Here is a 21,753-nt window from a genome sequence, read left to right on the forward strand (position 1 = left end):
GGTATCTTTTGGGGGCTTAAAGTGGTCTTGTTGTTATGTATTCTGTCAATATTATAATTTGCTCTTAAGATATCTTTCCTACGTAAAGGTGTGTTATAGTCCGCATGGATTAATTTGCCTGAGCTTGAGAATTAAAATTTATGAAAATATTGAATGCAATGTCTCAAAAGGCATTGTTTATTTTTTACGTCTGCTTTTTATCTATATCTTTGGCGCTGCCTGTTTCCGCAAACGAGGATTTGCGTAGTAAATTTGATGCGGCTTTGACAACGTGGGAGCTAGAGCTCTATGAAAGAACACAGGATTTAGAGCGTAAAGACCTTTCCCAGGGCGATTTTGAGACTATTCGAGATGATCTCGATCGTGTGCGGATGCAATCTCGGGAATTTATTTCCCGGTTACAGCCGATCCAGAATCAACTAACCAAACAGCTGAAGGGCTTGGGACCTGTTCCAGAGCAAAATCAAACGCCTGAAGCCGAGCAAATTGTTATCATCAGGCAAAATCTTGAATCTGAACTTTCTATTGTTAACAGTCAGATTAAGCAGGCAGAGCTGATTTCACCACGTGTCGATGAACTGGTTGGACGGTTCAACAGGATTGAAAGACAACGTTTTGTTGATGAGGTTTTTAGTCGGGGCCCGGTTCCTGTCTCTCGGTCATTATGGAGAGAGGTTTTTGAGCTAAGTGGTACGGACTGGAAAGCATTTTTTATTCAGCTAGAACTCGCCCAGAGTACGGTTGGCGAACAAATAGAGTGGGAAGAGGTTATTCCTCTGTGGGTGATTGTTCTTGCCGCAGCTTTTGTCTTGTCCCTTTTGTTGCGGGTGATGCGAAGACGCTATGGTGTTCAGTCGGATATTATTAATCCTGATTACCATAAAAGAGTCCTTGCAGCGTCTTTGAATGCGCTTAAACGCGCTTTAATCCCAGTTACGTTCCTGACCTTGGTGGCAGGTACGTTTGTGTGGACCAATGTTCTTGATCCTGAAATAGAGCAGATGGCAGAAGCTGTCATTTTAGGTTTGCTGTTTGTTACAATTGCCGAGGCAATTACCAAGGCAACATTATTTCCAGATCGATCATCCTGGCGTGTGCTTGATATGGCTCTTCCTGCTGCACAACAGGTTCGAATTATTGCGATTATCATTGCCTTTACCTTTTCTGTAGATCTTCTAATCCGCGTTCTGAATGACGTTGTTCATGCATCTGCCAGTCAGCATCTCTTGGGGAAATTTTTTACCGCAACCACCATGGCCGTGCTTGTTATTCTTTTACACAGAAAAAGCCTCTGGAATCTTGTGGGAGAGGTCCCCGAAGAGATTAGCCGTGTTTCAAGGCTATGGTCACGGTTCCGGGTGACAATCGTTGCTTTTATGTCCGTCATGATCGCCGCAGCCTTTATCGGCTTTATTCCCATGGCACACTTTGCTGTTTTTAATTTGGTTGCGACGCTAGAGCTATTCTTGCTGTTGTTACTGGCTCATGTGATTGTTCACGAGGTCGCCCATTACGAACTTTCCGGAAAGGCCGATATTGGGCGTAGTCTTCGGAACATATTGTCGCTAGATGATGATGGGGCTGATCGTCTGGGGTTTTGGATTGTTCTTTGTGTTGGCTGTGGGCTGGTTGTGCTCGGGGTAATTGGAACCCTGCTGATTTGGGGGATGAGTGGGCAGAGACTGTTCGGGATTATTCAGACAGGGCTGACGGGCTTTAAAATCGGTGAGGTCAGAATATCATTTATTGATATCGCGGTCGCAGGTTTTCTCTTTATCGGCATGTTGGCCCTGACCAAAGTGTTCGCCAATGTTCTTGATGAACGGCTTTTGCCAAAGACAAAGCTTGATGCCGGGGTGCGAAACGCCATCAAAGCATCTGTCGGGTATGCAGGTTTGGGGCTTGCCGTTTTAATCGGGGTTTCTGCTGCGGGGCTTGACCTTTCTAACATAGCGATTGTTGCGGGTGCTCTTTCTGTTGGTATCGGTTTCGGTTTACAGTCGATTGTAAACAACTTTGTCTCTGGCTTGATCTTGATTTTTGAACGCCCGATTAAACAGGGTGACTGGGTTGTGGTTGGCAATGAAGAGGGGCATGTGAAAAAGATCAAAGTTCGGGCAACCGAAATAGAAACCTTTGATCGTGCATCCGTTATTATCCCGAACTCTGATCTTATTTCCGGGACAATGAAGAATTGGACCCACAAAAGTAAACTTGGGCGATTGGAAGTACGGGTCGGGGTTTCATATGATTCTGATGAAGAGAAGGTCAGGGATATTTTAACCAAGATTGCGACAGAGCATCCGGGGGTTCTCTCTCGTCCTGAACCTTACGTTCTGTTCATGGATTTTGGCGCAAGCTCGTTGGATTTCGAACTCAGGTGTTTTCTGAAAGACATAGAAAATAAAATGAGCATCGCCAGTGATCTCAGGTTTTCTATCCGTAAAGCCTTTCAAAATGAAGGTATTGAAATCCCATTTCCACAACAGGATGTTTATATCAAGCAAGTTTCTGGTGTTTCAAAATCTATAGACGTTTCCGATCAAGGTTTTGAAGATATGGAAAAAGGTTCTGGATCTAAGAAGTTGCCGTCGGATTAAATTGATATCAAAAATAATATGAGTGACCTTTAGGTGAATACACAAAAATTTGGGATTTTTGTGGTTATTAGTGGTTATTTCTTGAAATGAAGCGATTGTAACGGCATAAAGGTATTCGATTTATCTTTTGGGGTTATTATGTCTGCTTCGTCTCGACAGCAAGAAATTTTACGGGCAATTCGGTTAAAGGGCACCTGTGCCATATCTGAAATCGCGATGTCTCTTTCGGTTTCGGAAGAAACAATCAGGCGTGATATCAAGCCAATGGTTGCCAAGGGACTTGTGATTAAAACCCACGGCAAGGTAACGATGCCGGATGATGTCAAAGAACCGCCGTTCCATATGCGTATGCAAGAAAATATGGACGCGAAGGTCAAGATTGCGACGGCGGTTTCCCGTATAATTGAAGATGGCGAAACGGTCTTTTTGCATCCGGGATCAACGACGAACTATGTTGCCAGAGCATTATGTGATCACAGCGATTTGGTGATTTTGACGAACTCTGCCGAAATTTCCCGTACATTGGTTAGTGGCGAAGGTAACGAAGTGTATATGGCGGGCGGCCTGTTACGTACTGATGATGCTGCCTCTGTCGGCCCCACGGCAATTGACTTTATCAAGACATTTCAGGTTAAGACAGCTGTGTTTGCGATTGGGGCGGTTAGCCCCACTGGTTTGATGGATTTTCGTCTGAGTGAAAAAGAATTTTGCAATGCCGTTATGGAACGATCTGAACGTGTAATCGTTGCCGTTGACCACACCAAGTTCGAACGCAAAGGCATTGTCCATATTTCCGATCTGAGTGACATGGATCTTTTGGTGACCGACAGAGAACCGCCCCAAGAGTTGCGGGATGCGCTTGAGGAAGCCGGAGTGGAAACTTTAATCGCGACCTAAATCTAGGTTAGCGTGATGTAGCTTCGCGCCATCTGTCAGATATTCTCATGCCCCAATAAACACTCTGCGCTGCCAAGGGGCCAAAAATACCGCCGTTCCATTCCAAATCAAACGCTTTGAAAATCTTATGGCGGTCAGACACTTTGGCTATGCCCTCGGCAACAAGGCGTCCGCCAATAGGGGCCGAGTTCATCCCGTGTCCGCCAAAAGCGGTGCAGGACCAAACACCGGGTTTTAATTCACCGATATAGGGCATCTTGTGGCGGGCGTAGGCCATTAACCCAGTCCAAGCCATATCGATCTTTACATCTGCCAGTTCGGGATAAACGTTTGTGATATCCTGTTTCAACAGGTGCGCCAAACGCTTGGGTTGACTTGTTCGTGTCGTGATCCTGCCCCCCCAAAGCAAACGGTCTTCGTCAATGATGCGATAATAATCTGATGCCTGACGATCATCCAAAATGGCGGCACTGGTCTTGACCAGATCATGGACACGCGCCCCCAGCTTTTCCGTGACAACAACATAGGTTGCAATGGGCAGTAACGCACGACGAAGGCGATCAAACACACTACCGGAATAGCCGCCACCACAAAGAACAACGTCTTTTGCTTTGATGGTGCCGCTTGCCGTTTTTATTTCTTTAACAGGCGTGTCGAGGTTCATTTCAACAGCTTCGGTATTTTCGAATATTTGACCGCCTTTGTTCGTGATCTCTTGCGCGATCCCCAGACAATAGTTCAGCGGATGAAAATGAAACGCCCCCTTGTCAAAGTTGCCTTGATAGTACCGTGTGGTCTTGAATTTTTCCTGTAGGTCATCGCGGGATAGATAGTCCAGCGGATAGTCATATTGTTCTGCCATATAATCGCAGTGCTTTTTCATGCCATCGGGATCGTTGTAGCGTATGACAGACAGCATGCCGGGGCTCGGGTTAACTCCGTCCAGCTTTAGGGTGGCGATATTGTCCCGAACCATATTGACGCCTTCCAGTGACAAGGCAAAAACCTCGCGTGCCTTATCAATGCCCAGCCGTTTTTCGACAATGGCTTTACCGCCCGCAAAACCTGGTGATACAAACCCGCCATTACGCCCTGAAGCACCCCACGCAACACGGTTGGCCTCTAGGATCGTGACGGACTTTCCTCTGCCCAGAAGTTCCAGTGCACAGCTTAGGCCAGCCAAGCCACCACCGACGATACAAACATCTGTTTCCAGATTTTGTGTCAGAGTGGGATAGGTTGCATGTTCAACCGCTGTCCGGCTGTAGTAGGTATCAGGATAGGTCATGGTGTTGCTTATTTTCTTGGTTTTAAGGGATGACAGCTAAAGCCACTCGTCTTTGATTTGATAGAAGGCATAGGCTGCTTTTAAATATTGCAAGCGCAGGGCTGGCAAAGGGAATTTATTAAACCGCTTTGTAAAGACGGCGGGGAGCTTACTATGTGCTCTGTCCCCGGCGATCTCATCAGCCAAAGCACTTCCCGCCCAGCCGGACATAGCCACGCCGTTCCCGTGATACGCCAGTGAAGCCCACGCCGTTTTATCTTTGTTGATCGGGCCGATATAGGGAACGAGGTCATTTGCGAGGCAAATAAACCCCTGCCAAAAGTGAGTGTGCTCTATATGGGACCATGCTGGGAAGAGCGCTTCAAAATCTTCCCGAACGCGCTTTTCTGCCAGCTTTTCCCCTTTGGCAGAACTATCCGTGCCGCCGCGTCCGCCGAAAAGGAACCGCCCGTCAGGTAGCAGTCGGAAATAATGCAGCAAAATACGGCTGTCATAGACTGTTGTTGTGTTGGTCCAACCCTGATCCTGTTGTTCTTGCTCACTCAAGGGGCGCGTCACCAAAATGGATGAAAGAGCAGGGAGTAACTTTCCGGCGGCGTTAGAGGACAGGTTTTCCGCTGTATAGCCATTTGTGGCCATGATGACATGGTTGGCTTTTACGATGCCCTGTGGCGTGTGAAGATGATGCCCGTCAACATGCTTTTCCCACTTGGTCACAGGGCTGTTGCCGAAAATCTCAATGCCCGTATCGCGCAAGAGTTTGGCAAGTCCTCTGGCATATTTGAGTGGATGCAGACCAAATCCGGTCGGATTATGCAGACCGCCATGAAAATCACCTGACAGACCTATTTCCCCTAATTGATCCGGGGATAAAATGTGCGTTTCGTGACCAAAGGTTTTGATGAGGAATTCCTGTTCCTGTCGTAGATCATCCATGCGGTTAGCTTTATGCGCCAGCTCAATCTCCCCATTGCCCGTGGCATCCGCATCTATGTTGTGGGTCTCCAGAAAAGACTTCACAAAGGCCACAGATTTCTTTTGAGCCGCAAAGAAATCTTGTGTCGCCTCTAGCCCGTACCGCCGGATCATTTGCTGATAACTGAGCTTCGTCGACCCCATACAACAAAAACCACCATTACGCCCCGACGCTCCCCAACCGGGCTGGGCCGCCTCAAAAACCTTTACATCAATCTGATACTTTGTCGCCAAGCGATAGGCCGCCATCATGCCCGTATAACCACTGCCGATAACAGCCACTTCGCACTTGGTATCTGCTGTCAGGTTTGGGAAATCCGCTAACTCAGGCGCCGTATCCCGCCAATAGCTGGGAGCATGATTTTGAGCAGAGAAGGCGTGCGTATCATAAAGATATTTCATGGCGAGCGACGAGCTTTACAAAAGAAGGTGAGGGGGGAGCGTTTTTGTTTTTGTGTATTCCATGTCAGGAAACTGATTGGGTCAAGATAAAATGACTGTCATGTATCCGTAATTACGAGAGATGATTACTCAATGTAGTGGTTTGTGATCATTTATTCTAAACCACTTAATTACGGCGCGACGATTTCTTTGCCGCTACAAAAATAGAATCTAGACAACGATGAAATTAATGAGTGCATGTGTCTGATTTCAAACTTCGTGTATGTTTTAGTCTGTGTGTGCTAAATCGGACGACCTTGGAGAGAGAAAGAGGGCTTGGATGTCGTGGAGAGTAAAATATCAGGCAGATGATTTTTTTGAAGCTTATCAAGTATTAAAAAAGCACAATAAGTTCGGAAGCCCTAGCGTTGTAAACTTGGCGTTTGCAGTTGAACTCTACATTAAAGATCTTCACTTTACACTTCTTGGTAACATACCACGGGGGCATAATATTCTGGAGCTTTACAGAGAATTACCAGATGGAATTAAGCAAGAAATCAGAAGCTTTCCTGCTGTACAAAAAGGTATCTCTTTCTATTCCATGCAATTATCAAGGAGGTACGTCTCTGAAGATAAAAATAAGCAATTATTTACTATGCACGTCCCTGAAGATAAAAATGAGCAGCCAATCACCGATATATTGGAGCAACAAATTTATAAAATTAGCGATGCCTTTGTAACGTGGCGTTATGCCCACGAAAAATCAAACTTGAGATATGACGAGGGGTTCGCATTGGCTTTTATTGAAGCTGTTGTATCAACAACGAACAAAGTACGAAAACACGAACAGTAGGAATAGGGCTTGGTTAAAATAACGATAAAATACTATACAGAAATGTGTATTTTGTTTGGGAATTTCTGGCCACTTAGTGCCATAAGCGGACACCTGGAATGACCGAGATATATGATCTGCTGACAAAGAGTTTTGGAGCTTAAAGCTTAACTGCGTAAGTGGAAGGGTTGTTGTCCATTAGTCCGAAACTCCACGTTCATGGCAATAGGCTGTCCACGCTTTGTTTATTAATATGGAGTGATTATCACTTACAGCTCCATCTTCAAAAACATTAAAAGCCACTTTTGACTGATCCTTAAAGTGGATGTGAATTCCAAAATCATATCTGTAAGCATTGCCCTGATCTGTCATGCCTTTCAGTTTGCTAAAGTCATCATCGAAATTGTTATTTCTACCAACTTTAGCTTCAAAAACCAAAGTGTTTTCATCGTCAGTCATGCGACGATGGACCAAAATGTCTGGCCTAATCCAGGTTTCCTTTACAGGGTGTTTTTTCGAATCTACACCGTGCCTGTTGTACTCGCAGTCAACGTTATGCCCTGGATACATCGATCGGAGATAGCATCCAATCTGAGTGGTTATAGCAACCTCATGCGCTCTAATCTGGAGTAAATGTCTATCGTGCTCCATGAATTGCAAGACTGCTTCTAGGATTTTTGTCTGATGATCATTCCAGTTCACACTTCCCTCCACATTTAACTGTATCCGTTTGTAATCATAATTCTCAGCACTCACAGGTTCATCTCAACAAAGTAGCACGTCAGCTAAACGAACGCCCAAGAAAGACATTGCAATTTGAAACACCGGCAGACAGATTTAACGAATGTGTTGCAGCGACCGGTTGAGATCTCAGTCGAAAGCAGACGTTCCAATAACAAATCAAGCATTATATAAATCAATTGTGTGCACAACCTTTAGTGTTGTTGTGTTCATATTTTAAACGTTTTTTTGATGTTTTACGGTTTGGAGGTGGGAACTTATGCCCTAATTTACGGATAGAATTGTATTCGTAGTTAAGGTGAACTCGGCATTTTTATTTCATTTCGATATATCCAATAAACAACGGTTAAACTGCGGCATTTTGACCGGTATCAATATCTGTTATTGAGTTTAATATTGTAACATGTATATAAAATACATGTTTAAGAAGTAGAGACACATTAAAGGAGAAGCTTATGGCCTATGTTGTTCTCGCAGCCGAGCTTTTTACGGCCTTTTGGTTTGTGAATTACATCCTGTTGATTTCTGGTTTTGTCAAAGAAGGGGAGAAGGCGGCTTTTCCTAGAAAAGATCCGTTGGTTCGATTTTTTATTGCCAATGCCAAGTGGGCTATCGTTGTTGGCTTGACGACTGTGTATGCGGGAACCGTCGTGTACGTGTATGGACTGGCAACATAACAGTATCAATTACTTATGGTCAGTAATGACCTGTTTAAACACTGGTGATCCGCAGGTAATCCACTGGCGAAACACTGAAAAAAGGAGAGAGAAAATGCCTTTAGAAGTCGATAAACTACTTATCAAAGCCCTGACCATCAGTTTAATTTGGGTTCTTGTTCCGATGCCTTTGTATATCTGGCTTTTCCTTGATTTTCTAATCTAGAGAGCAAAAGCTTATTTCTGTTCCTGTCGGGCTGCTTCGCGCAACAGCCATCGGCGGAAGGTTTGCAGGCGGGGCAGGCCGCGTTTGTTTTCGGGATAGACGAGGTAGTAAGCATTCTTGCCACGGATACTGTCATCAAAAAGTTGGGTCAGAAGGCCTTGGCTTAGTTCTTCTTTGATAAGGAATGCGGGTAACAGAGCAACGCCAAGGCCCGTGAGCGCAGCATTGATAATCATGTGGAACTGCTCGAACTTGGGGCCAGCAGCGGGATTGATATCCTGCGTTTCTTTACCCCTAAGCCATTCTTGCCAGGCGTAAGGTCTGGAGCGAAGTTGCAATAGGGTATGGTGGCTGAGATCTGCGGGTGTTTTTATGGGGCCGACATCTTCTAACAGGGACGGGCTACAGACCGGGATCATTTCTTCACCCATGAGTTTGTCCGAAATCGTACCGGGCCAGTTGCTATCGCCAAAATAGATTGCGGCATCAATATCTTCGCTCTCAAAATTAAAAGCTTCGATCCGTGTGACAAGGTTCACGTTGATTTCCGGGTGTTGCGACGTAAAGCGGCCCAAACGGGGGATCAACCATCGACTGCCAAAGGTGGGCAGGCACGCCAGTAATAGCTCTCCGCCCACCCCTTGATAGGCTAGTAGGTTGAGGGTTGCTGATTTAAGTTGATCAAGACCTTTCCTGACTTCCTGAACATAACTGGCACCCGCTTCGGTGAGGACAAGCCTTTGGCGAACCCGCTCAAAAAGCCGAATGCCCAGTTCGTCTTCCAACTGTCTGATCTGTCGGCTGACGGCGCTTTGCGTCACGTTCAATTCTTCGGCGGCTTTCGTAAAGCTCATGTGCCTAGCGGAAGATTCAAAAGTACGTAGCGCGGTGAGGGAAGGGACGTATCGGTATATCACGTTATTAAAGCTCAGATATCTAACAAAAAATTATTCATGCGACAGTACAATTATTTTATACGTTAGTCATGAGTTTAATGAATGATGTTTGGAAAAATAATCGTTGGCCTTTATCGTTCTCGCAGGGGACAATAAATTCTAGTTGTTTAACTTAACTCTTTCTCTCAAAGTATTTCGTGGGGCGTTTCATCGTTCATGTCGTAAAATCTAAATTTCTCTCTTTACGCCTTGAGCCAGAATTAAGTTAAGCAACTATAACATTAAGACGCCTAAAAATCTTGAGGCACTTCTGTGCCACGCATAGCTCGGAAAGAAGAACATGTCTGCATCTGCTAAACTTGGAAAATTTGATTGGGAAGACCCGTTCCTGTTAGACGTTCAGTTGAATGAAGAAGAGCGCATGGTTAGGGACAGCGCGCGCGATTATGCGCAAGATAAGCTGATGCCGCGTATTCTAGAGGCAAACCGCCACGAGAACTTTGACCGCGATATTATGCGTGAAATGGGCGAGCTTGGCTTTTTGGGCGCGACAATCGAAGGCTATGGCTGTGCAGGGGTTAGCTATACCAGCTATGGCCTGATTGCCCGTGAAATCGAACGTGTCGACAGCGGCTATCGCTCGGCCATGTCGGTTCAGTCTTCTTTGGTCATGCACCCGATCAACGCATACGGTTCTGAAGAGCAAAAGCAAAAGTACCTACCAAAACTGGCGACGGGTGAATATGTCGGTTGTTTCGGTTTGACGGAACCGGATGCCGGGTCCGATCCCGGCGGCATGAAAACCCGTGCGCGCAAAGTTGACGGCGGGTACGAGCTGTCAGGCGCGAAGATGTGGATTACGAACTCACCCATCGCAGACGTCATGGTGGTCTGGGCCAAAAATGACGAAGGCATTATTCGCGGGTTTGTTCTTGAGCGGGGCATGGAAGGGCTTTCCACGCCAAAGATCGAGGGCAAGTTCAGTCTGCGGGCTTCTGTAACAGGTGAGATCGTTATGGATAATGTGTTTGTGCCAGAAGAAAATATGTTCCCGGAAGTCACGGGTCTTAAAGGGCCTTTTGGATGTCTTAACCGTGCGCGTTACGGCATTGCGTGGGGGGCTTTGGGGGCCGCTGAATTCTGTTGGCATGCGGCGCGTCAATATACGTTGGATCGTAAACAGTTTGGTCGACCTCTGGCGCAGACCCAATTGGTACAGAAGAAGCTCGCGGATATGCAGACTGAAATCTCTTTGGGATTACAGGGCTGTGTGCGTGCTGGGCAGTTGTTTGACGAAGGCAAGATCGCCCCGGAACTTATTTCCATGATTAAACGAAATTCCTGTGGCAAATCACTGGAAATTGCCCGAACAGCCCGTGATATGCATGGCGGTAACGGCGTCTCAGATGAGTTTCATGTCATCCGGCATGTGATGAATTTAGAGGCCGTAAACACTTACGAAGGCACCCATGATGTGCATGCACTTATTCTGGGGCGAGCGCAAACCGGTTTACAAGCCTTTATGTAAGTTTGGGCCTTTATGTAAGATCGGAATTCAAAGCGGTGACAAAGCCATCTGTTAGTCAGAAAGATGATATGCCCCCTGAAGATATGCCTTTGGAGGGGATTAGGGTTCTTGATCTGTCACGTGTACTAGCCGGTCCCTGGGTTGGTCAGACTTTGGCTGATTTGGGATGTGATGTGATCAAGGTAGAGCGCCCGGGTTACGGGGATGATACCCGTGCCTGGGGGCCTCCTTTCGTGAAAACCCCTGCGGGCGAGAATACGCAAGAATCTGCCTATTACATGTCTGCCAATCGGGGAAAGCGATCTCTGGCTGTGGATATGACCAAGGCGGAAGGGCAGAAAATCCTTCAGGATCTTGCGCTTCACTGCGATATTGTTATTGAAAACTTTAAGGTCGGTGGACTAAAGAAGTTTGGTCTTGATTACGAGGCGCTATCAACGATAAATCCCAAGCTCATTTACTGTTCGATCACGGGTTTTGGTCAGGAAGGTCCTTATGCGGACAAGGCGGGCTATGACCTGATGATACAGGGCATGGGCGGCTTGATGAGCATTACAGGCGAAGCTGACCGTCAACCGATGAAAGTCGGCGTTGCCGTTGTTGATTTGTTTAGCGGGATGTACGGAGTTACGGGTATTCTTGCGGCATTGTTTAAGCGGGAACGAACCGGGCGTGGCGATCATATCGATATTGCTTTGATGGATTGTCAGGCCGCGATGCTTGCCAATCAGGCTACGAACTATCTGGTTTCGGGCAAGGTACCGCACCGCAGAGGGAACGCGCACCCTAATATTTCCCCCTACGAAGTTTTTGAAACGTCGGACGGTTATATGATTTTGGCCGTTGGGAATGACCGTCAGTTCGAAGCTTTTTGTGATATTGCAGGGTGTGCAGAGCTTGCAGAAAACCCTAAGTACCAGACAAACACAGCAAGAGTTGAAAACAGAGAGCAGCTTGTTCCTTTTGTGCAGGAGATTTTGAGGGGAAAATCAACAGAACATTGGATTTCAGCGCTTGAAACCGTGAAGGTGCCCTGTGGACCGATTAATGACCTTTCTCAGGTTTTTACCAATCCGCACATTCAGCAGCGCGGCATTCTCAAGGAATATAGGCATCCGGACGGTGCGCAGCAGCAATTGGTTTCTACGCCGATCAAATATGGACAGGCAAAATCTGGCGCTGAACTCCCGCCGCCGATGTTAGGGCAACATACAGACGAAGTGCTCAGTGATATTCTTGGTACGGAAAAGGATGACATTGAAAAGCTGCGGCGCATTGGGGCGATTGCATAATCAAGTGGTCTAAAGGCGAATTAACAAAATAAAATCAAAAAGTTGGACAGGAAAAATTGATGGTAAATCTAAAAGAACGTTCAGGCGGGGAAATTCTGGCTCAGGGCCTGCAAGCACATGGTGTCGATACGGTGTTCTGTGTGCCGGGCGAAAGTTATCTGGCTGTTCTGGACGGTCTTTATGATTTAACAAAAGACATCAACGTTGTGACCTGTCGGCAAGAAGGTGGCGCGGCCTATATGGCCGAAGCCTATGGCAAGCTGAAAGGAACGCCGGGGATCTGTTTTGTAACGCGAGGGCCGGGGGCAACCAATGCCTCTATCGGTGTTCATACCGCGTATCAGGATTCCACGCCGATGATCTTGTTTATTGGACAGGTGGCGCGGGATCAGCAAGATCGGGAAGCTTTTCAGGAAATTGATTATCGCCGCATGTTTGGTGAAATGGCGAAATGGGTCGCTCAGATTGAAACCGCTGATCGCATTCCGGAATATCTTAATCGTGCTTTCCATACCGCAACATCAGGAAGACCGGGGCCTGTGGTATTGGCGTTGCCCGAAGATATGTTGACCGAACTTGCAACCGTTGTAGATACCCCAGCCTATAAAAAGGTCGCATCTGCGCCACGCCCCGAAGATATGGCTGATTTCAGGACACTGTTGAGTGAAGCGCAGAAACCTTTGTTGCTTATTGGCGGCGGCGGTTGGTCAAAAGAAGCCAGCCAGAATATAACGGCCTTTGCTGAAAAAAATCATCTGCCCGTTGCCTGTGCTTTCCGCAGGCAAGATGCCTTTGATAACCATCACGCTCAATATATTGGCGAGGTTGGCATTGCACCCAACCCCAAGCTTGCTACGCGGGTAAAGGAAAGTGATCTTCTTATCGTTGTTGGTCCGCGTCTGGGGGAAATGACAACCAGCGGATATAGCTTGCTGGATAGTCCAAATACCAAGCAAAAGCTTGTGCATGTTTTGCCCGGCGCAGAGGAACTCAATCGCGTGTTTAATGCAGAGTTGGCGATTTTGAGTGATTTGACGGCCTTTACCAAAGCCGCTTTAGCGTTGGAAACGATTGGTACGCCAGTTTGGAAGGCAACGGTTGCTGAGGCACGCGCTGAGTATGAGGCATTTATTGCTGAAGAAGCTGGTATCAAAGACTTCCCGATGCACAAAATCAGTAGCTATCTGAGGGAAAATTTACCCGAGGATGCCATCATTACGAATGGTGCGGGGAACTATACGATTTGGGGACAGCGTTTTTATCAGTTTTCATCCTATCCAAGTCAGTTGGCCCCGACTTCAGGTGCCATGGGGTATGGTGTTCCGGCTGGTATTAGCGCTAAAATTACGGAACCCGAGAGAGTTGTTGTGACATTGGCCGGGGACGGCTGCTTTATGATGAACGGGCAAGAAATTGCAACAGCTGTTCAGTATGGTGCCAATGTCATTATTATTGTTGTTGATAACGGATGCTTTGGAACAATTCGTATGCATCAAGAGCGTGAATACCCTGATCGCGTTATCTCAACCCGTTTGAATAACCCTGATTTCGCAGCTCTGGCGCGGGCTTATGGCGGGTTTGGTGTTACTGTTGATAATGCCGATCAGTTTCCCGAAGCCTTTGAACTGGCTAGGAGTAGTGGCAAACCAGCCCTTATTCATATGAAGGTGCCTAATGTGTGGGAGTAGGGCGTTGATCCAGAAGCCCTAAATAAGATTTCTAAAATAGAGCATCTATAAAGGCGGAGATTCTATAGAAGCCTCGAATCTCTTAAATAGAGAATTTCTAAAAGTGGCGAATCCCTAATAATTTGGGGCTGTGATTTTTATTACCCACTTTTATTGGATTCTTTAGATTTTATGACTGGATTTGTATAGATCTTGTTTTTACGGAAAATCATAAAAGTCAAAAATCAGGCAAGAAAAAAGGGCACCTAGTCGGTGCCCTTTAATCTTTTGCACAACAATCAAATTAATGATTGTTAAATGACTTACTCAGCAACCGCGATTGATGAGACAGCCATTTTGCCGTTACGGCCGCGTTCTAGTTCGAACTCAACACGTTGGCCTTCGTTCAAACCTTGTAGGCCTGCACGTTCTACAGCAGAAATGTGAACGAAAGCATCATCCCCACCAGCATCAGGCTCGATAAAGCCAAAACCTTTAGTGGAGTTAAACCATTTTACTACGCCAGTCGCCATTAAAGAGACTCCTAATTACTTAACTTGTGTGACAGCCAAAATCAGCCGTTGGTAAAGGGTTCGGCAAGGCCGGGAATCTTCTTTAGTGACCAGTGTAGGGCAGGCAGAGGAGCCGGGACTTTTAAAACCATAATAGCTTTATCTACGAATTTTAGGAAAAGTCAAGTGTTATTGAGATTTAGGCACATTAAAGTTTTGAGTAACGCCTAGATACGGCATTCTCTTGATAGCTGGTGGCCCATTTCAAAAATAAGATAATAATCGTATGCATATATTATTTGAAATATTATGATTTAAAGCAAGGATTAATTTGGTTTCTATATGTTTTAACAACCCGTGGGAGAAAAAATATAGAAATTATCCTTTGAGGTTTAAGTGTTGAGAAATATTTCGGGGAAAATATTCAGTGTCAGAGATTAGTGAGTTTCAAGAACAGCATGCCAAACGCTTGATTGACAGCTTTAAAGCTGTAACAGGAACAGATTTAATTAAATTAAATAGCAAGAAAAGCTTGGGGCGACAGTTATTTGAAGCTCCTTTTGTTGTGGTATCTCATAACGGTGCGGATGACCCCGTGCTAAATTATGGGAATTCGATAGCTCTCAATCTTTGGGAAATGTCATGGGAAGATTTTACGCAAACACCTTCGCGTAAAACAGCAGAACCTGAATTTAGGAATGATCGTGCTGCCATGTTACAGCAGGCCAAGGATAAGGGATATTTTGATAACTATACGGGTATCAGAATTTCAAGTTCAGGTAAGAGGTTCTTGATTGAAAAGGCTATTATATGGACTGTTCCTTCTGTCGAAGGTAGCGGTGATCCTCGTTTGCAAAAAGCCGGACAGGCGGCAACCTTCAGCTATTGGAAATATTTATAAGTCTGAAGAGGTGGCGCATTTACGTAATAAAAAGTCGCAAATAAAGAAAAAAAATCACCTTCATTTAACTGAATATATTGATTAAATGGTGTAAGCCATTGAATTGTAATCAATAATAATAAATAAATTATCGATATAAAGAGATCTTTATCTTGTTGACTAAATAAAGATCTCTTTATATGCTTATTTTGCGGATAACAAAGAATGCTGCATAATTTTTGAAATAACTACGGGTAGATGGCTGGAGCCCAATCCTGAGAAGGGTTGTCAGTCTGGAAAGGAAGGCATTTATGCATTTAAAAGTGTATAGTGCAGAGCCACATATAAAAAGAAAAGCACCACGCAGAGACCTGCAGCGTGTTGTTATTGTCGTTCTTCCCGGTACAGCTTCTTTAGATGCCAGTTTAACTATTCAGGCATTAAAGACCGCGAATGCGGTTGCTGGTTATGCGGCTTTTCATTGGCGAATAGCAACGATGGACGGTCAGGACATTGATCTTGAAGACGGTTTCATTCTAAAACCGGATATGGCCGTGGGGGATGACGAAGCTATCGACCTCGCACTTGTGTTTGGTGAATGGGGTGTTCGCACAGGAAAATCAGACCTTTTTATCAACTGGCTTAAGCGACTGGATCGGCAGAGTGTTTATGTTGGTGCTGTTGGCGGTGCCTGTAATGAACTTGCAAGCGCGGGATTACTGAGCGGTTATAGGTGTGCTGTGCCGTGGGCATATCATGATAGCTTTAAAGAGCTATATCCCTCTGTTGAAATACAGGACGCGCTATTTTCCTGGGATCGAAAGCGTATTACCTGTACGGGGAAAGCGGCCTGTCTGGATTTAATCCTTAATATTATTGAACATCAATGCGGTACGGATGTTGCCGGACAGGTTGCAGAGGCTTTCAACTATGAAGTCAGGGGCGGGGCATCTATCCCTTTGCGCCAACGTAATCTTACCTTGCAAAAGCTTTCAGGCAAACTTGCCGAGGCCGTTCGCATTATGGAAGAAAACCTTGAAGTTTTGTTAACTGCAGAGGAAATCGCTAAAGAAATCGGTAGCTCAAAGCGACAGATAGAACGTCTGTTCGCCCGCCATCTCGGGTGCAGCCCAAAGCGCTATTATAAACGTTTGAGATTGAAACGAGCTCGTGCACTTCTACGGCAAACGGCTTTGCCTGTCAGTGAAGTAGCCATTGCTTGTGGCTTTACATCCTTTTCTTATTTCTCACGTGCTTACAGAGGGTATTTTGGGTCAACACCTAGGGAAGATCGTCTGGCACGTGTCAGCTAGAAATTAGCTTATTTATTTTGACCTTATTCGATAACTCTTTCAGAATGTTTCGAAATTAACAGCTGTTAGATTGTCTTATCCTATGAGTGGGTCTTCTGAATTTTCATTTCTTTCTGGAACAAAAGTGGGTGTTGTCGGCCTAGGCAAAATGGGTTGGCATTTCGCGATGCGTTTGCACAATGCCGGGGCAGAGGTGTTCATCCATTCCAGGACCCGTGACAAGGCTTCTGATCTGGAAGCGCTCGGCCTTACATACTGTAAAACACCACAGGATCTTGCGCGAAACATCAATAGTGGATTTATTGTTATCTGTGTAACCGATACCCCAGCCATTGAGCAGGTGATTTGCGGTGATCAGGGGCTGTTACTGGCAATGCACACTGATACGCTGGTCATTGATATGGGGACGACCCAGGTCATGAATACACGTGTCCTTGCCGGAAGGGTTGATCATGTGGGGGCTGGCTACCTTGATGCACCGGTAAGTGGCGGGGCTATCGGCGCAGAGCAGGGATCGCTCTCTATTATGGTTGGGGGTGATGAAAACGATTTTCATCGTGCGATGCCGCTTTTTAACGTTTTGGGTGAAAATATTAACCATGTAGGTCCCCTTGGTGCAGGACAGATTGCAAAGACCGCAAATCAGATGATTGTCGCAATGACTATAGATGCCGTTGCTGAAGCGTTAACGTTGGCAGCCAAAGCAGGGGCTGACCCCGCGAAGGTTCGCAATGCTTTGTTGGGTGGTTTTGCAGATAGTCGTATCCTTGAACTACATGGTCAGCGTATGGTCGATCGCAATTTTGAACCGGGGGCTAGGGCGACCGTTCAGTTAAAGGATGTGAAGCAAGCCATGGAATTGGCTGAACATTATAGTCTTCGTTTATCCGGCTTGGAAACCGCTATGGATCTCTGGCAAGGTATGGTTGATGACGGGCTTGGGGAGCTGGACCAAGCTGGTTTTATTCGTGCTATTGAGGAAAAACAATTAAACTAAAGGCTGATATAATGTACCGTTTCGCTGCCAATTTAAGCATGCTTTTTACCGAAGTTCCTTTTCTTGATCGTTTTAAGGCTGCGCAGGATGCAGGTTTTGAAGGAGTGGAGTTTCTTTTTCCTTATGAATGGTCAAAGCAGGACCTTAAAACGAGGTTGGATGATACGGGGCTAGAACAGGTGCTGTTCAACCTTCCGGCGGGGAACTGGGAAAAGGGAGAACGTGGGATTGCAGCTTTACCGGGGAGAGAAGGTGAATTTCAACATAGTGTTGAGCTGGCGTTGGAATATGCCGAGCATTTAAATTGTCGTAAGCTTCATGTGATGGCTGGTATCTGTCCCGAAGGTGAAACACTGGAATCCTGTTTTGAAGTTTATCTCGCCAATCTGGCTTATGTTTGCGAGCAGGCGAAGGCCGCAGGTGTTATGGTACTGATTGAGCCATTGAATACGCGGGCTTTTCCGGGGTATTTGTTGTCTCATCAAGCTCAGGCGCGTAAAATTATTGATCATATTGCCGCGCCAAACCTGAAATTACAGATGGATCTGTATCACGCCCAAATCATGGAGGGCGACCTTTCGGTGCTGATCCGTCATCAAATGGATTATGTCGGGCATATTCAGATTGCTGGGGTGCCGGATAGGCACGAACCATCTGAAGGAGAAATTAATTATGGTTGGATATTCTCTGAATTGTTAAAGGCTAAATATGAAGGGTGGGTCGGTTGTGAGTATACACCTAAAGTTGATACGAAATCAGGTCTTGGGTGGCTGGATACGGCTCGAAAAATCTTTTCCTGATTACTTGTGCCTGATAAGTAGGGGATCGACTGAATTTTTATAGCGTCAACCTGTCCTATTGTTTTTCGTGTGGTGTGATCCTATTTTAGATCGAATAAATGCTTATTGTGATATTTGTTGTTTGAGATGTTTGGCCTGAAATGAGACTTACTACCTATACTGACTATTCATTACGTGTCCTGATTTTTGTCGGACTAAAAGGTGATGAATTAACGACGATCACTGAAATTTCAGAGCGTTATGATATTTCACGTAACCATTTGATGAAAGTGGTTAATCAACTGTCTCAGGATGGATATCTCAAAACTATTCGTGGTAAAAAGGGCGGTATGCTCCTTGCCCGTTCTCCTGCAGAAATAAATCTGGGGGATGTGGTACGGGATATGGAAGACAATTTGGATATTGTCGAATGTTTCGACAAGAAAAAAGGCTGCTGCCAAATCGATGGTTATTGCCGGTTACAGGGTATTTTGGGCGAGGCCGTTGTTGCTTTTTTTGATGTTTTATCCCGGTATACGCTTGAAGATCTAATGTCTAATAGGCAAGGCCTTCAAAAGGCATTAAGCATCTCGTTTATGTAGTATCTATTTGTCGGTGTGTACTATTTATAGGGCGGATATGATTTATTTCATAACCGCCTATTTTATTTTTCTGGGATGAGCATGAGTAAAATTTTTTGCCTTGTTCGAAAATACAGATTTTGTTAGATCTATATTTGCCTGTGCAATTCTATTGTCCGCACAGGTTCTACGGAGATTTTATGTTAGAGATTGCGGTAATCCGCTAGTTCCTGAACCTCGGGAACATTTGAAACTGTTGTAACGCTCAAGCTGTGCGCTGAGCGATACCTTTTCTATGCTCACATAAAACGAAAATCCATTGAATATTTCAAAGTATGAACAGCGTGTTTTACACGTTCTTGCTCAGGGTGGTTCTATTCACTATGAGCGGGGTGAGAATGGCAAGGTTACGAAGGTAACTTGTTATACCCGTGATGGTCATGTCCTTGCTGATTGTAACTATCGCGTTTTTCAGCGCCTGAGAAAGCGGTCCTTTGTGAAATCTCAAAAGGGGCAACCCTATCGAATTACACGATTGGGTATTCGGTCCGTTAGATCTCAATTGGATAACAGATAAATCAGTAAAGCTAGAAAGAAGTATGTTGTTATGATTAGAAAGTACGAAATTGCCGATACGGCAGCACTAATTAAAATTTGGTTCGAAGCAAACAAAGTTGGTCATCCCTTCCTGAGCGATGAATTTGTCGCCCAAGTCGCCAAAGATATGCCGAATGTTTACCTTCCCAATGCTGAAACGTGGGTTTTGGTTTTTGATCAAAATCCTGTTGGTTTCATTTCCCTCATGAATGATAAAATCGGCGCGTTGTTCCTTGATCCGTTATTTCATGGCAAGGGGTTTGGTCGGGCTTTAGTTGATCATGTGGTGAAGTTGAAAGGTTCTCTGAGTGTAGAGGTCTTTGAGAAAAACAAAGTGGGTCGACGGTTCTACGATCTCTACGGCTTTGTCGAAGTTGGCCGTTATTGTCATGAGCCGACAAATGAGATTTCTCTGAAACTGACATTGGCGAAAGATTGATCAAAAACAAGGGCACTTCGCATGGAGTGCCCTTGTTCAGTTGGCTTTCTTTGTGGCGTTATTATCCCTTTTTCTTTTTTTGTACGGCCATAAGATAGAGCATTTCAAAGGCCATCGTCGCGCCAGCAAGGGCGGTAATGTCGCTAACATCGTAGGCGGGGGATACTTCGACGACATCGGCACCGACAATGTTAATACCCTCTAGGCCTCGAAGTATTGTCAGGGCCTGATGCGGGGTTAAGCCCCCACTTACAGGTGTTCCTGTGCCCGGAGCAAAGGCAGGGTCCAAGCTATCAATATCGAAAGTGAGGTAAGCCTTTCGATCGCCAACAATGCGCTTGATCTCTGCGACCACTGCTTCAGGGCCTTTGTCGTGAACCCAGGGGGCATGAATAATGTTAAAGCCGTGAGTTTTGTCGTTGTGTGTGCGGATGCCGACCTGTGCAGAAGATGTGGGGTCAATAATCCCCTGTTTGGCGGCATGGTAAAACATCGTGCCATGGTCTATGCGTTGTTGATCTTCTTCCCAAGTGTCGGAATGGGCATCTATCTGGATTAAGGCGAGTTGGCCATGCTTTTCTGCGTGTGCCTTTAGAATGGGGTAGGTGACAAAATGGTCACCGCCGAGTGTCAGCATTGCAGTGTCTGTGTCCAGAATTGCTTTTGCATGGGCTTTGATGGCACCGGGAATGGACATTGGTTCGCCGGGATCAAAAACAAGGTCGCCGTAATCTGCCACGGCCAAAACTTCAAAAACGTCAAGACCAGAAGGGAAGTGTGGTGCCCAAGCAAGATTGGCAGAGGCTTTTCTGACAGCCTGTGGCCCCAATCGAGTACCCGATCTGCCCGTGGTTGCGCAATCATAAGGAATGCCGGATATGGCAACATCTGCGTCGCGAAGATCTCGTGTGTATTTACGGCGCATAAAAGAATTTGCACCGGAATACATAGGTTCAACATCTGTCCCTAGAAGGCTTTTTGCCATAAAGGCGTTGTCGCCTTCGGAATTAATACCGGATATATCGGTCATGCTGTGTCTCCAGAACGATCTTGGTCTTGTTGTTAAGCTTATAAGTTTATTGTTAGAAAGATGGTGGTGTTGCCGAACTTACCACTTCACACTCTTCGTCGCCGGGGTTGCGAAAGCGGTGCGGGATTTCTGTGTTAAAGTAATAGGCTTCCCCTGCATTCAGCACTTTTATTTCATTGCCGACGGTGATTTCAAGTTGCCCACGAATAATAACCCCGGCTTCTTCGCCTTCTTGCACAATCATCTTGTCGCCAGTATCACCATGGGGTGGGTATTTTTCATGCAAAACCCGCATTTTACGATCTTTCTTGGCAGCACCTACCAAGCGGACAGACATTGTGCCGTCAGACATTTCGACTAGTTCGTCCTTGGCATAGAAGATTTTCTCTTCCTGCTCGGGTTCCATAGAGAAGAATTCGATCATGGTTACAGGAAAACCAGCCAGAACTTTTGTTAGCGAGTCAATAGATGGACTTACGCGATCTTGTTCAATCATAGAGATCGCGCTGTTGGTAACGCCGGCACGCCGGGCAAGTTCCCGTTGTGAAAGGCCGTGCATGGCGCGTAGTGCTTTTAAGCGTTTTCCAACACTGGCTGACATCTGTTCTGTTTCACCTCGTTCAATAGTGATCTCGTGCAATGTATT

The 21,753-nt window shown here is 45.8% G+C and carries 21 protein-coding genes and 1 pseudogene; 15 read left to right on the forward strand and 7 right to left on the reverse strand.

Features of this window, described 5'->3' with window-relative positions:
- Positions 1 to 140 precede the first annotated feature (140 nt).
- Together ACN0W5_RS17070 and ACN0W5_RS17075 are read left to right on the forward strand one after the other, a co-directional pair.
- Positions 141 to 2,600 carry a DUF3772 domain-containing protein gene (locus tag ACN0W5_RS17070; RefSeq protein WP_417455292.1) on the forward strand — a complete coding sequence of 820 codons (2,460 nt, stop codon included), beginning with the start codon at positions 141 to 143 and terminating at the stop codon, positions 2,598 to 2,600.
- Between the two features lie 138 nt (positions 2,601 to 2,738).
- On the forward strand, positions 2,739 to 3,497 hold the full coding sequence (locus ACN0W5_RS17075; RefSeq protein WP_417455293.1) for a DeoR/GlpR family DNA-binding transcription regulator: 759 nt from the start codon (positions 2,739 to 2,741) through the stop codon (positions 3,495 to 3,497).
- Positions 3,498 to 3,504: 7 nt separating this feature from the next.
- Here the strand turns inward: ACN0W5_RS17075 and ACN0W5_RS17080 are convergent, their stop codons facing one another.
- Together ACN0W5_RS17080 and ACN0W5_RS17085 are read right to left on the reverse strand one after the other, a co-directional pair.
- Positions 3,505 to 4,785 carry an NAD(P)/FAD-dependent oxidoreductase gene (locus ACN0W5_RS17080; RefSeq protein WP_417455294.1) on the reverse strand — a complete coding sequence of 427 codons (1,281 nt, stop codon included), beginning with the start codon at positions 4,783 to 4,785 and terminating at the stop codon, positions 3,505 to 3,507.
- Between the two features lie 36 nt (positions 4,786 to 4,821).
- Positions 4,822 to 6,162, reverse strand: coding sequence for an NAD(P)/FAD-dependent oxidoreductase (locus tag ACN0W5_RS17085; RefSeq protein ID WP_417455295.1), 1,341 nt, complete (start codon positions 6,160 to 6,162; stop codon positions 4,822 to 4,824).
- 319 nt (positions 6,163 to 6,481) lie between these two features.
- Between ACN0W5_RS17085 and ACN0W5_RS17090 the strand changes: the two genes are divergently transcribed.
- The gene (locus tag ACN0W5_RS17090; RefSeq protein ID WP_417455296.1) at positions 6,482 to 6,994 is read left to right on the forward strand and encodes a HEPN domain-containing protein; all 513 of its coding nucleotides are present in this window, start codon (positions 6,482 to 6,484) and stop codon (positions 6,992 to 6,994) included.
- 177 nt (positions 6,995 to 7,171) lie between these two features.
- Here ACN0W5_RS17090 and ACN0W5_RS17095 read toward each other — a convergent pair whose 3' ends face one another.
- Positions 7,172 to 7,432, reverse strand: coding sequence for a hypothetical protein (locus ACN0W5_RS17095; protein WP_417455297.1), 261 nt, complete (start codon positions 7,430 to 7,432; stop codon positions 7,172 to 7,174).
- 284 nt (positions 7,433 to 7,716) lie between these two features.
- Between ACN0W5_RS17095 and ACN0W5_RS17100 the strand changes: the two are divergent.
- Positions 7,717 to 7,839: pseudogene (locus tag ACN0W5_RS17100) on the forward strand (IS30 family transposase); the annotation flags it as partial.
- A gap of 330 nt (positions 7,840 to 8,169) precedes the next feature.
- Entirely contained in the window at positions 8,170 to 8,391 is a 222-nt protein-coding gene (locus tag ACN0W5_RS17105) for a hypothetical protein (RefSeq protein ID WP_417432906.1), read from the forward strand.
- 216 nt (positions 8,392 to 8,607) lie between these two features.
- On the opposite strand, the gene gcvA is transcribed toward ACN0W5_RS17105, so the two are convergent.
- On the reverse strand, positions 8,608 to 9,513 hold the full coding sequence (gene gcvA, locus ACN0W5_RS17110; protein WP_417455298.1) for a transcriptional regulator GcvA: 906 nt from the start codon (positions 9,511 to 9,513) through the stop codon (positions 8,608 to 8,610).
- A 319-nt stretch (positions 9,514 to 9,832) separates the two neighbouring features.
- Here gcvA and ACN0W5_RS17115 point away from each other — a divergent pair, with 319 nt between their 5' ends.
- From ACN0W5_RS17115 to ACN0W5_RS17125, 3 genes are all read left to right on the forward strand, one after another.
- Positions 9,833 to 11,020 carry an acyl-CoA dehydrogenase gene (locus ACN0W5_RS17115; protein WP_417455299.1) on the forward strand — a complete coding sequence of 396 codons (1,188 nt, stop codon included), beginning with the start codon at positions 9,833 to 9,835 and terminating at the stop codon, positions 11,018 to 11,020.
- Positions 11,021 to 11,103: 83 nt separating this feature from the next.
- Positions 11,104 to 12,312: a CaiB/BaiF CoA transferase family protein gene (locus tag ACN0W5_RS17120; RefSeq protein ID WP_417455354.1), complete on the forward strand. Its 1,209-nt coding sequence runs from the start codon at positions 11,104 to 11,106 to the stop codon at positions 12,310 to 12,312.
- A gap of 59 nt (positions 12,313 to 12,371) precedes the next feature.
- Complete coding sequence (locus tag ACN0W5_RS17125) at positions 12,372 to 14,000, forward strand: thiamine pyrophosphate-binding protein (protein WP_417455300.1); 1,629 nt, start codon at positions 12,372 to 12,374, stop codon at positions 13,998 to 14,000.
- A gap of 302 nt (positions 14,001 to 14,302) precedes the next feature.
- On the opposite strand, the gene ACN0W5_RS17130 is transcribed toward ACN0W5_RS17125, so the two are convergent.
- On the reverse strand, positions 14,303 to 14,512 hold the full coding sequence (locus ACN0W5_RS17130) for a cold-shock protein (RefSeq protein WP_047765275.1): 210 nt from the start codon (positions 14,510 to 14,512) through the stop codon (positions 14,303 to 14,305).
- A gap of 406 nt (positions 14,513 to 14,918) precedes the next feature.
- Here ACN0W5_RS17130 and ACN0W5_RS17135 point away from each other — a divergent pair, with 406 nt between their 5' ends.
- From ACN0W5_RS17135 to ACN0W5_RS17165, 7 genes are all read left to right on the forward strand, one after another.
- The gene (locus ACN0W5_RS17135; protein ID WP_417455301.1) at positions 14,919 to 15,392 is read left to right on the forward strand and encodes an MEKHLA domain-containing protein; all 474 of its coding nucleotides are present in this window, start codon (positions 14,919 to 14,921) and stop codon (positions 15,390 to 15,392) included.
- 290 nt (positions 15,393 to 15,682) lie between these two features.
- Positions 15,683 to 16,684, forward strand: coding sequence for a GlxA family transcriptional regulator (locus ACN0W5_RS17140; RefSeq protein WP_417455302.1), 1,002 nt, complete (start codon positions 15,683 to 15,685; stop codon positions 16,682 to 16,684).
- Between the two features lie 82 nt (positions 16,685 to 16,766).
- Entirely contained in the window at positions 16,767 to 17,681 is a 915-nt protein-coding gene (locus tag ACN0W5_RS17145; RefSeq protein ID WP_417455303.1) for an NAD(P)-dependent oxidoreductase, read from the forward strand.
- 11 nt (positions 17,682 to 17,692) lie between these two features.
- On the forward strand, positions 17,693 to 18,481 hold the full coding sequence (gene otnI, locus ACN0W5_RS17150) for a 2-oxo-tetronate isomerase (protein WP_417455304.1): 789 nt from the start codon (positions 17,693 to 17,695) through the stop codon (positions 18,479 to 18,481).
- A gap of 140 nt (positions 18,482 to 18,621) precedes the next feature.
- On the forward strand, positions 18,622 to 19,062 hold the full coding sequence (locus ACN0W5_RS17155) for an Rrf2 family transcriptional regulator (RefSeq protein WP_417455305.1): 441 nt from the start codon (positions 18,622 to 18,624) through the stop codon (positions 19,060 to 19,062).
- Positions 19,063 to 19,360: 298 nt separating this feature from the next.
- Positions 19,361 to 19,618, forward strand: coding sequence for a YjhX family toxin (locus ACN0W5_RS17160; protein WP_417455306.1), 258 nt, complete (start codon positions 19,361 to 19,363; stop codon positions 19,616 to 19,618).
- 30 nt (positions 19,619 to 19,648) lie between these two features.
- Positions 19,649 to 20,077: a GNAT family N-acetyltransferase gene (locus ACN0W5_RS17165; protein WP_417455307.1), complete on the forward strand. Its 429-nt coding sequence runs from the start codon at positions 19,649 to 19,651 to the stop codon at positions 20,075 to 20,077.
- Between the two features lie 61 nt (positions 20,078 to 20,138).
- Here the strand turns inward: ACN0W5_RS17165 and speB are convergent, their stop codons facing one another.
- Positions 20,139 to 21,107: an agmatinase gene (gene speB / locus ACN0W5_RS17170; protein WP_417455308.1), complete on the reverse strand. Its 969-nt coding sequence runs from the start codon at positions 21,105 to 21,107 to the stop codon at positions 20,139 to 20,141.
- 52 nt (positions 21,108 to 21,159) lie between these two features.
- Positions 21,160 to 21,708 carry a cupin domain-containing protein gene (locus tag ACN0W5_RS17175; protein WP_299372897.1) on the reverse strand — a complete coding sequence of 183 codons (549 nt, stop codon included), beginning with the start codon at positions 21,706 to 21,708 and terminating at the stop codon, positions 21,160 to 21,162.
- Between the last annotated feature and the right edge of the window lie 45 nt (positions 21,709 to 21,753).

The organism is Kiloniella sp. (genome assembly GCF_048270245.1).
In the GTDB taxonomy this organism is placed as follows: Bacteria; Pseudomonadota; Alphaproteobacteria; order Kiloniellales; family Kiloniellaceae; genus Kiloniella.